Origin of the sequence: Priestia sp. FSL H7-0729, assembly GCF_038005685.1 — a bacterium.
Taxonomy (GTDB): Bacteria; Bacillota; Bacilli; order Paenibacillales; family Paenibacillaceae; genus Paenibacillus.
The window spans coordinates 24,049-31,492 of record NZ_JBBOTQ010000028.1; the positions used below are offsets into that span (position 1 = coordinate 24,049).

Sequence of the window (7,444 nt, forward strand, 5' to 3'; positions counted from 1 at the left end):
TGGACGAATCTAGCAGATGATTCGTCCACGCTACCTCTCTCTCTCATACATAGAATGAGTTCGAGAGGGGGAAACAAAATGAAAAAAACAGTCAATGTCAGTCAAACTTATCCACGTCTTACCGTGTATTCAGAAGAGAACTACAGAGGGAGAAGCCGTATCTATCGTGGCAACACAGGCCTTCGTAACCTGGACAATATTTTGGACGGGGTAGAGAGCCTGCGGTTTTTCTCAACAAGTTCCAATGCAACACTAGTTGTGTTTACACGGCCCAACTTTCAGGGGGGATTCCGTGTCTTCCGAGGCAACACCAACTTGAGAGATTTGGATGATCTGATTCGTGGCAATGACGTGGAATCCCTGATCTCCACGAATGAGCGGCTGACTCTGGCCGAGATTCGTGCGATCCGCGCCAACCGCAGTCTGCCTAGTGGTTATAACCTCGTTTAATCGCAAGGCCTCTTCTTCTAACAGGTGCTAGAGAACGGCAAAGGGCTGTACCCGAATTGTGTTTACACAATAATGGGTACAGCCCTTCTTTTGTAATTAGGGAATAGGGTTTAATCCCCGCCACCTCCACCATCTCCGCCGCCACTATCTCCCCCAGAGTCGCTACTACTACTATCGCTGCTGTGATGAGAATGTATGCCTGATGAAAAATCAGACTCATGATGTTTGTGATCGGGTGTGTGTCTGGAATGTCGATCGTAGGAGTCATCTCCTGTAATGACCGGATATCCCGAAGCAGAGTCGGCATAACCGTTGTTACGGTGTCTGCGGTGTCTGCCTTTTCTGGCAGAATGACGATGAGGCTCATCCCGGAGGATCAACCAGAAAACGACGATAAGGAAAAGGAGCACAAACCCGATCTCGACCAGCCAATCCATAGTTGTAACCTTCCTTTCTTTGATCGGTGACTATGATTTATTTTAACGTAAATTCAAAATGTATCCCATCCCATCTTCCTTATTCAGGAAAATTAAGGGTTGACGGGATGATGATTTGGTCTATATACTGTGTATATTGATATATACAGTAAACACAGTGATCTCAATAAGCAAGACGAGTGAATGAGTGAATGACAGGTGAAAGGCAGGCATGCATATGAACGAATGGAAGCAGGCGTGGTGGTTGACCCGCAACCAGACGAGTAAGGATAAGCTCCAATGGCTATGGTCTGCAATATTCATGATATACACTGGCGGCATGAGCGGTGTGATGTTATTGGGACAACAACAGACGGATTTCATTAATCCTGTAGTAGATTCCTTCTTTTTAATCATGTTGCCATTTCAAGGGTTTATGTTCTGCAGGCGCTCCTTCCGTTACATACAGGAGGATTCCTATACGCAGATGTTGGCCTACTATCGAAGAATCCCGATCCCTGAACAAGCGGTGATGTGGTCCAGGTTACAGCAAGCTCTAATGGCGTTTGCTTACAATGGTATTTTTTTCTACGGATCGTTATACGTGGTTAGCCTTCATGCCGAAGGATTCAGGTGGGATCAATATCTGGCTTTTAGCCTGACCTGTACAGGTTATGGACTTTTGGTAACAGGATTATATATTTACGGAGAGTTTCTAAACAGTGGCAAGAAATACTTGGTTCTCAGTACGCTTTTTGTACCCATTGCGATTGGCATATCCTTATTGATTCGAATGTCAGGCAGTTACGGCTTTCGAATGGTGATTGATGTAAGTAAATCATGGGGGTTGCTTTCCCCAGTGATGTGGATTTCTCTGGTGACTGGCGTAGCGGTATTATGGTTATTTAGTCGCTTGACGCTGAAGAAGCTGGTTCATCGGGATTTGAATTAAATGAGAGTTGAGCTTGTGTACGAATACAGGATGAAACCGGCACGGTCAGGTAACAGACTGGAGTGTACCGGAGGGCGAGGTGCAAGATGTGAAAATACCCATTCAAATTAATGAAAATAGCGCTGAACCTTTATACCACCAAATTGAAAATCAATTAAGATCTTTAATTATAACGGGTCAGTTGGGGGAGGGGACACATTTGCCGTCCATTCGTGAGTTCGCCGGAGCGCTGAATTGTAGTGTTATTACGGTTAGACGGGTCTATCAGGATCTGGAGAATGAAGGTCTGCTTCGTACGAAGCAGGGGACAGGTACATTTGTGGCCCAGGTAGAAGCCGGCGATAGAGAAAATTATAGATTGAAGGCCGCGCAGGAAGCGATGCAGGCTGCGGTGCAGTCTGGAAAATCGGTAGGCTGTACGGAAGAAGAGATGGAGAGTCTGTTCCGGGAAGTCCTGAAGGCTATTTACGCGAAGTAAGGGAGTGATTCATATGGAACCCATAGCAGTTCAGTTGAACGGCGTATCCAAAATGCGAAAACGCAGAGTTATTGGCCCGATTGATCTCACCATCCCGGAAGGGTATGTAGTGGCTATTCTCGGTCACAACGGTTCAGGCAAAAGCACACTACTTAACATGCTGCAACAAGTGGTGCATCCAGATACCGGACAGATTATATGGTTTGGTCAGGAAAATGAGGGGCCGCTCCCCATTGAATTGAGACAACAGATTGGTTTTGTGGCAGATAACGCTGGTTCGGAAGAGAACCGGATAACCGCACAGGAAGCAGCCCATTTTCGTTCCTACTGGTACCCGCGTTGGGATATGAAGTTGTTCGACCAACTGATTCGGGATATGGAAGTACCTGTTGATGTGAAGCTGAACAAGATGTCCAAGGGAGAACGGCGAAAATTCGAGATTGCAGCTGCAATCGCAGCTCGCCCAAGATTATTGCTTTTGGATGAGCCTTCATCAGGACTGGACCCCTTTGCCTGGAAAGTGATGGTCGAGCAGTTCCGTACCTTCATGGCAGGGGGAGACACCACGATTCTGATTGCCACACATATTGCGGACGAAGTCAAAAGGCTTGCTGATTACATTATATTGATGCACCGTGGTCAGTCGCTGGGGATGGCCGAAAAAGATATGGTGCTCGATCAATGGAAAGAAGTCTGGTATGAAGGGGATTTAAGGCCAGAGAGTATCCCGGGTGTTGTGGAATCTTCTTTGGAAGAGGGAGGTCTGGTTCGTGTCATTACAACTCGAGTCAGCGAAGCGCAGGAAAGGTTGGAGTTGTCCAGTAACCGAGTATTGAAAATTCGTAACCTGGAATTGGATGAAGTGCTGGCATTCTGGATTGCCGGGTATGCACCCGTACAGTGGAAATAACCGAAGGGAGACGATAAATGATGAACCGATTGGAATTGAAGCAAGTCGTCAAGCAGTATGCAGACAAAACAGCCGTTAATGGAGTCACGCTCAATGTAAAAGAGGGGGAGATTTACGGACTGCTGGGAGCCAATGGTGCAGGTAAAACAACAACGATGCGTATGGTGCTTGGACTGATTCACCCTGACGGAGGGAATATCCTGTACAACGGCAAGCCCTACAATACAGAGCTACAACAGATTATGGGTTATCTTCCGGAAGAGCGTGGATTGTACCCGAAGGTGAAAGTCAGCGAACAGATTAATTACCTTGCGCGGCTTCGTGGCATGAATGGTAAGGATGCAGATCAGAGCCTCAAGTACTGGCTGAACCGGTTCGAGGTACCTGAGTACTACGATAAGAAGATTGAGGAGTTATCCAAAGGTAATCAGCAGAAAATGGGCTTTATCGCAGCCGTAGTGCATAGACCGCAGATTCTCATTCTGGATGAAGCGTTCAGCGGGCTGGACCCTGTTAATGTGGAATTACTCAAGTCCACGGTCAAGGAATTGCGGGATGAAGGCACGGCCATTCTGTTCTCGACACACCGCATGGAGCATGTTGAAGAGTTGTGTCGTCAGATCACCATTCTGCATCGTTCCAACACGGTGGTACAAGGAGAGATCAAGGAGATCAAGAGCCGGTATCCGCGTGAACAGGTATTCCTGGGTACGATCGGAAGTGTGGAAGGACTCGAACAATTGTCTGGTGTGAAGAAAGTTGAGCGGAATGAGCGCGGGTACCTGATACATATTAGTCAGGTGGAAGCGGCTCAGGAGATCCTGAGAGCAGCCATGACCCAGACGACAGTGGAACACTTTGAACTGAAGGAACCAACGCTTAACCAAATCTTTATTCGTGAGGTGGGTGAGTCGAATGAATAAAATGGGAACGATTACGGGTTTTACATTTAAAAACAAAGTTAAAACGAAATCATTCATGGTTACGACCATTGTACTTGCACTTTTAATTTCTATCGGACTCAATGTTCCATATTTCATTACCTTATTCAATGGAGGTTCCATTGGCGGAGCTTCAAGCAGTAATCCTGTAAATATTGGTCTTCTGAGCGCAGGGCAGACTGAAGTTTCCGAGAAACTGGAGAGTTTCTCTGCAGCCCAAGGAGATCAGGCCTATCGCTTCATTGCCAGTGGAGACAAAGATGAGGCAGCTCTTACAGCGGATGCGGAAGCAGGGCTTATCGACGGCTATCTGAAGTTCGAAGCTGTCGCTGGACAGGAGTTCCCTCAGCCTATTCTCTATTCAGCAGAAGATGTGTCCCCTCAGATCATTGCATCCATTGAAGCTGCTTTGCAAAGTGTGAAGCTGGATGTAGTTGTGAAGGATGTGCTCACAGCGGAGCAGAAGGAGCTGATTACAACACCAGTGAAGCTCACCGAGCAAAGCTTGAGCACAGATGAAAGTGGAGCCGGTGCTGAGTCAGAAGGTTCGATGAGCCCGATTAACTATATTGTGGTGTACTTGCTGATTATCCTGCTGTTTACCTCCACGATGATGACAGGTAACATGATTGCCTCTGAGATCACAGCCGAGAAGAGCTCGCGTATTATGGAGATTCTCATTACGAGTGTATCCCCGCTCAGTCAGATGTTTGGTAAAATCATCGGGATCTTCATGGTAGGTATGCTGCAAATCGGGATCTTCGGAGCGGTAGTTGCCGGAAATATCTTGCTGCCGCATAACCGTGCAGTGTTAGGTGATTTCAATATGAGTCTGAGTGATGTGAATATTGCGGTTATTGTGTACGGACTCATATTCTACATTCTGGGTTACTTCCTGTATGCCGTGTTGTTCGCTGCCATTGGCTCAATGGTAAGCCGTACGGAAGAACTGGGTCAGGCTGTCTTGCCAATTACGATGTTGTCGCTCGTATCCTTCTATATTGCGATCTTCAGTATTTCTACGCCGAACATTCTGTTGCTGAAAATCGCAAGCTTCATTCCATTCACGTCGCCGACCGCGATTCTGGTACGGATCGGTGCGGGAGTCGCACCGACTTGGGAGATTCTAACGTCCTTAGCGATTCTCATCGTATCCATTATCATCTTCGGATGGCTTGCAGCCAAAATCTACCGCACGGGTGTGTTGATGTATGGTAAACGCCCAACCTTTAAAGAGTTATTTAAGGCCATGAAGGCATATAAGATCTAATATATTTATTCAGTTGTTGTCCACGGAGGAGATTGAATATGATTAATCAATTAAATACAAAGTCCTATAAGTTAATGAGCGCAGGAGTAGTTGTTCTATTGTTAGCATCAGTCATAAGTGGAGAAGGTTCTGTGGTAAAGGATGCAGTTCAAGGGGCGATGATGGGAGCTGGAGCTATTTTTGCAGCTGTAGGTCTCTGGATGGCTGGCAGCAAAAAATAATGAGAAAATAAACAAAAAATAGGTGCTACTCTAAGATGGGTGGCACCATTTCCACCTTTATCCGTAGTATCTAAGTATGTCCATTCTATTAAAATGATTGGCAACTATATTCAATAAAGGAGAATACATAATATGAAGAATTGGAAACGTACGCTATTATCTCTTACAGTCTCGGTGGGTTTGCTCGCATCTGCGGTACCGGCAATGGCGGCTCCTCAGGGAACTTCCGTAAAGGTCAATGATCAAGCGGTGAAATATGCTACAGGAGCACCGATCCTGGAAAAAGGCACAACACTGGTCCCGCTGCGCACAACACTGGATGCTATGGACGTGAAGCTAACAACTGCGACAGATGATACGATCACGGCTGTGGTAGATGGCAAAACGATTACACTGAAAAGCAAACTTACACGTATCAACGGTGTGACGTATGCTCCAATCCGCATCGTTGGAGATGCAGCGGGTTATGAAGTGCGCTGGGATGCTGCAACACGCAGCGTGCTGTTGGTTTCCAAAGATGCAGCAACGGAAACTGCTCAAACCGGTGGACGCGGCTTCATGTGGGAAGTGGAGAGCAATGGAAACACGGTATATCTGGTAGGGTCCATGCATATTGCCGATGAGAGCTTCTATCCATTACGTCCGGAGTTTGAAGAAGCTTTTGCGGAAGCTGACTATCTTGGTGTAGAGATTGATATTAGCAAAGCTGCTGATGAAGAGCAGCAGAAGCTGGTTCTGAGTCTGGGTTCGTATCAGGATGGAACAACACTGAAAGACCACATATCTAGTGATACGTATACTAAGCTGGGTGATGTATTGAAGAAAAATGGTCTGGAGCCTAATGCATTGGACGCATTCAAACCTTGGGTTGTAGAGACCACACTTGCAAGCTTGAAGTCGGCAACTGCTGGATACGAGGCATCGGCAGGAGTGGATCTGTATTTCATCCAGAAGGCGATCGAGCGCAAACTTCCAGTTATTGAGTTGGAGAGTTATCAATCTCAACTTGGCATGTTTAACGATTTTTCCAAAGAAACACAAGAGGAGACACTAAAAGCGACTATCGAGAACTTCGATGTGCTGGATAACAGTGTGAATCAAATGGCAGAGATGTGGAAAACGGGGAATGACGAGCAACTGCTTGAATTGACAAACAGCTTCTCGACTAACGAGGAGTACAACAAAGCGATGCTGGTTGATCGTAACATTGGTATGGCGGACAAAATCGATGGTTACTTGAAAAACAGCAAAGGCGAAGAGTATTTCATTGTTGTTGGCGCAGCACACTACCTGGGCGATCACGGCATTGTAAAACTACTTGAGGATAAAGGATATAAAGTAGAACGTAAATAAATATAGATATATTATAGAAGGTAACCTTTTCATCTCGAATATGAGAGTTGAGAGGGTTACCTTCTTTTATATAGAAGAAAGAGCGATTATATCAAGAGGATCAGTTGCAGGATAGTACAATTTGCAGCTAAGATTTCATTGTAGATTCATGATACTTAATATGGTTAAATTTCAGAATTAATATTTTTAGAAATTAACTCTTTACAAGTGCCTATAATACATGGTATATTCTATTTCCGGCCGAAAAAACACGAGATACACGGTGCGGCAAGCGAGTGAAATAAGCTTCGAAAGAAACTTAAAAAAAGAGCTTGCAAAGTTGGTTCGGACATGATATTATATAAGAGTTGCTGAAGAGAACGACATTCGGTAACGAAACAAGTTTGATCTTTGAAAACTGAACAACGAGTGAGTAAACATTCTGCTTGCAGAATGAACGCGAAAGTTTGAAAC

Annotated in this window: 9 protein-coding genes; 8 read left to right on the forward strand and 1 reads right to left on the reverse strand. The window is 45.6% G+C overall.

Going from position 1 to position 7,444, the window contains the following annotated elements; all coding sequences use genetic code 11:
• Positions 1-78: 78 nt before the first annotated feature.
• Complete coding sequence (locus MHH93_RS28075) at positions 79-450, forward strand: hypothetical protein (protein ID WP_105601396.1); 372 nt, start codon at positions 79-81, stop codon at positions 448-450.
• Positions 451-560: 110 nt separating this feature from the next.
• Here the strand turns inward: MHH93_RS28075 and MHH93_RS28080 are convergent, their stop codons facing one another.
• A complete protein-coding gene (locus tag MHH93_RS28080) occupies positions 561-887 on the reverse strand; it encodes a hypothetical protein (RefSeq protein ID WP_500056761.1) in 327 nt (108 codons plus the stop codon).
• Between the two features lie 217 nt (positions 888-1,104).
• On the opposite strand from MHH93_RS28080, the gene MHH93_RS28085 reads away from it, so the two are divergent.
• From MHH93_RS28085 to MHH93_RS28115, 7 genes are all read left to right on the forward strand, one after another.
• Positions 1,105-1,818, forward strand: a complete 714-nt coding sequence (locus MHH93_RS28085; RefSeq protein ID WP_500056763.1) for a hypothetical protein — start codon at positions 1,105-1,107, stop codon at positions 1,816-1,818.
• Positions 1,819-1,906: 88 nt separating this feature from the next.
• Complete coding sequence (locus MHH93_RS28090; protein ID WP_091038380.1) at positions 1,907-2,296, forward strand: GntR family transcriptional regulator; 390 nt, start codon at positions 1,907-1,909, stop codon at positions 2,294-2,296.
• Between the two features lie 13 nt (positions 2,297-2,309).
• Positions 2,310-3,206 carry an ATP-binding cassette domain-containing protein gene (locus tag MHH93_RS28095; RefSeq protein WP_500056764.1) on the forward strand — a complete coding sequence of 299 codons (897 nt, stop codon included), beginning with the start codon at positions 2,310-2,312 and terminating at the stop codon, positions 3,204-3,206.
• A 20-nt stretch (positions 3,207-3,226) separates the two neighbouring features.
• Positions 3,227-4,129, forward strand: coding sequence for an ABC transporter ATP-binding protein (locus tag MHH93_RS28100; RefSeq protein WP_341009772.1), 903 nt, complete (start codon positions 3,227-3,229; stop codon positions 4,127-4,129).
• On the forward strand, positions 4,122-5,417 hold the full coding sequence (locus MHH93_RS28105; protein WP_500056766.1) for an ABC transporter permease: 1,296 nt from the start codon (positions 4,122-4,124) through the stop codon (positions 5,415-5,417). The genes MHH93_RS28100 and MHH93_RS28105 overlap by 8 nt, the downstream gene beginning before the upstream one ends.
• Before the next feature lie 38 nt (positions 5,418-5,455).
• Complete coding sequence (locus MHH93_RS28110) at positions 5,456-5,638, forward strand: hypothetical protein (protein ID WP_239293079.1); 183 nt, start codon at positions 5,456-5,458, stop codon at positions 5,636-5,638.
• 132 nt (positions 5,639-5,770) lie between these two features.
• Positions 5,771-6,991 carry a TraB/GumN family protein gene (locus MHH93_RS28115; protein ID WP_500056768.1) on the forward strand — a complete coding sequence of 407 codons (1,221 nt, stop codon included), beginning with the start codon at positions 5,771-5,773 and terminating at the stop codon, positions 6,989-6,991.
• Positions 6,992-7,444 lie beyond the last annotated feature (453 nt).